Here is a 1,283-nt window from a genome sequence, read left to right on the forward strand (position 1 = left end):
CGGCCTCTGGCCGGCCAACAGCGTGGGCGACGACATCCACCTGCAGGGCGAACAGGCCACTGTGCTGCACTGCCTGCGCCAGCAGGCCGACAAGCCCGACGACCGCCCCAACCTGTGCCTGGCCGACTTCGTGGCGCCCAAGGCCAGCGGCCGCCAGGACTGGGTGGGCGCCTTCGCGGTCACCGCGGGCCTGGGTATCGAGCCGCACGTGGCCGCGTTCGAAAAGGACAACGACGACTACAACTCGATCATGCTCAAGGCCCTGGCCGACCGCTTCGCCGAGGCCCTGGCCGAGCGCCTGCACCAGCGGGTGCGCACGCAGCTGTGGGGCTATGCGCCCGACGAAGCGCTGGACAACGAGGCGCTGATCCGCGAACAGTACGGCGGCATCCGCCCTGCCCCTGGATAGCCGGCCTGCCCCGAGCACAGCTAAAAAGCGACGATCTTCCGGCTGCTGGACGCGGAGAAACACACGGGCCTGGCGCTGACCGAAAGCTTCGCGATGTACCCGGCGGCCGCTGTCAGCGGCCTGTACTTCTCGCATCCGGGCAGCCAGTACTTCGTGGGGGGCCGGCTGTCGCGCGAACAGGTGGCCGACTACGCGCGCCGCAAGGGCGCAACGCTGGCGCAGGCCGAACGCTGGCTGGCTTCGAACCTGGACTACGACCCCGAATAAGGCCTGCCGGAAAGCCGCCGCGGCACCTTTACGCGTGCCGCGCCGCCGTTACCAGACCAGGTCGTCGGGCACCTGGTAGAGCGGATCGGCATAGGGGTCTTCGCCTGCGGGCGCATTGGGATCCACCCGAAGCGCCACGGCCGGCGGGAAGATCGCCCCAGCCTCGTCCAGCAGCGCCACCGGCACCACCAGGTAGCGGCCGTCGAGCTGCAGCACGCCCAGTTCGCCGGCATTGAGCGCCGTCAGCTGGGCCTGGGTGACGTGCACGCGCTTGATCTTGCCGCCGTACGGGAAGTGACGCGCGATGTCGGCGTCCTTGTCATTGAGCGACTGGTCCTTCACCAGCTCGACCACCCTGGCCTTGGCTTCGCGCCGCAGGCGGGCCTCTTCCTGCTTGATGCGTTCGGCCTCGATGCGCTCGTTCTTCTCGTGCTGGGCGCGGATGGCATAGGCCTTGGCCAGGTCCATCTCCTCCTGGCTGCGCGGCTTGGCCGGACGTCGCGGGCCGGCGGGTCGCGGCGAGCCCGGCGTGCCGGCCACCCCGCGGCCGCCCCCCCCGCGCCCCGAGCCCCCCGTGGCACGCACCCCCCCCCCCCCCCCCCCGCCC

The 1,283-nt window shown here is 71.1% G+C and carries 1 protein-coding gene and 1 pseudogene; one reads left to right on the forward strand and one right to left on the reverse strand.

The genetic code is table 11. The features are described from left to right. Positions 1-676 (forward strand): annotated as a pseudogene (locus K0M70_RS09210) (vitamin B12 dependent-methionine synthase activation domain-containing protein); the annotation flags it as partial. 48 nt (positions 677-724) lie between these two features. Here the strand turns inward: K0M70_RS09210 and K0M70_RS09215 are convergent. After that, positions 725-1,283 (reverse strand): DUF2058 family protein (locus tag K0M70_RS09215; protein WP_290781528.1); only part of this gene is annotated, 559 nt, incomplete at its 5' end.

This window comes from Arenimonas sp., from assembly GCF_019459675.1.
Classification (GTDB): Bacteria; Pseudomonadota; Gammaproteobacteria; order Xanthomonadales; family Xanthomonadaceae; genus Arenimonas.